The sequence below is a fragment of the Lacticaseibacillus jixiensis genome (assembly GCF_042847315.1).
In the GTDB taxonomy this organism is placed as follows: domain Bacteria; phylum Bacillota; class Bacilli; order Lactobacillales; family Lactobacillaceae; genus Lacticaseibacillus; species Lacticaseibacillus jixiensis.
Genome location: NZ_BAAFPR010000081.1, coordinates 1 through 1634, shown reverse-complemented (window position 1 = coordinate 1634; position 1634 = coordinate 1). Strand labels below are relative to the sequence as shown.

1 protein-coding gene is annotated in these 1634 nt (G+C 45.2%); it reads left to right on the top strand.

What is annotated here, in order from left to right; genetic code table 11:
- The first annotated feature begins 262 nt into the window (after positions 1-262).
- Positions 263-1486, top strand: coding sequence for an IS110 family transposase (locus ACGG90_RS15535; RefSeq protein ID WP_390410726.1), 1224 nt, complete (start codon positions 263-265; stop codon positions 1484-1486).
- Positions 1487-1634: the final 148 nt, after the last annotated feature.

Sequence of the window (1634 nt, the reverse complement as noted above, 5' to 3'; positions counted from 1 at the left end):
AAACAATCTAAGATTAGTTCCGGTGGGAATTGAGGTTTTACCTCGATTCTTACCGGAACTTTCTTTTTGTCCGTTACACTGAAGATGAAGCTAAGATCGATCACAGCCTCAGGGACTTCGAGTCCGCAATTCAAAAGGATCTCCGTCATCTTCGTCGCGCAATTCTGGTTTAAGATTGTGGGTCTTTGAGATCGTGTTTAGGAAATGAGTTCCGAGATGAAGGTGTGGGTCAGCTTCACCAATTCAGGAAGGAAGTAATATTGTGTCCGATGTTTTCGCATTGGATGTTTCGAAAGGTCATAGTTATGGCGTATGGTATCGCGGTGATCAATGCTTGCGAGAGTTTAAGTGTCTGCACAACCAAGTTGGCTTCGCTCAACTGGATCAAATGATCAAGCAAGCCAATGATCCTGTCGTCTATTTTGAAGCGACAGGCATCTATTCTCAGCCGCTGGTACGCTTTTGCCAAGACCGTCAATTACGGTATGGCCGATTGAATCCGTTAGAGTTGCACCTGCATTCAGAGACCTTGCGGCGGGTGAAGACGGATCAAAAAGATGCCCACAGAATCGCCTTGTCTGTGATGCATCATCAATATCGGCTGACCACACCATGGGATCCGGAATATGAGCAGTTGCGCCAACTGAATCGCTTCTACCAACAGGTGATGAAGGATACCAAACTAACCCGATTAAAGCTTTACACTGCGCTCCAACAGACCTTTCCGGAAGTCGAGCAGCTCTTTAGTTCTCGAGTTTCAAAGCTTGCGCTGAACGTGATCTTACTGTTTCCGCATCCAGACTTTGTACGGGGTATCTCGCGGACTTGCTTAAAGAACAAACTGATGAGTGAAACAGATAAGAAATTGTCTAAAACCAAAGGGTTAAAGTACGCAGAGAAGCTGATTACTTATGCCAAAGATAGTTATCCCGCCGCTGATTCAGACAGTATCCAAGTCCAAGAAGTGCAATATTACTGTCGTCAGTTGATCGAGTTGACCACGCAGGAAGACACATTGCGCAAGCAAATGAAGACGACCGCAGAGCCCTTAGCACAATTTCAGCTTTATCAGTCCATGCCTGGCATCGGGGCATTATCGGCAGCTCAATTAGTTGGTGAAATTGGGGATATTCTACGCTTTGATAATGCTAATCAAGTTAATGCGTACATCGGTATCGATTTGAATCGCTATCAGTCTGGCAAGTATCAGCGCCAAGACCACATCAATAAGCGTGGTAATCCTCACGCCCGTGCACTACTTTATTTAATCGTCAAAAACATGATTCGCCAACAAGCCGCTGCGCCCAATCACATTGTCGATTATTACTACAAACTAAAAAAGCAACCCATCCCGAAGCGGGATAAGGTTGCCATCGTGGCTTGTATGAACAAGACACTGAAATGCCTATACGCCATGGTAATGGCAGGCACAAAGTATCGTTACCGATACACGGACTCGAAGTCCACTATTAGCGCGGAGTCGTAAGCTCCTACATCTGTATAGTAGTTCAAACCACCACATTTTTAAAGTGATCAGGCGAAGCGTATTTAGCTTACCAAAAAAGTGACGACCGTTTTCGGCCCCTCCCTCTTTGATACAGAGTCCACAAAACCTAAAACATAAAACATAAAAC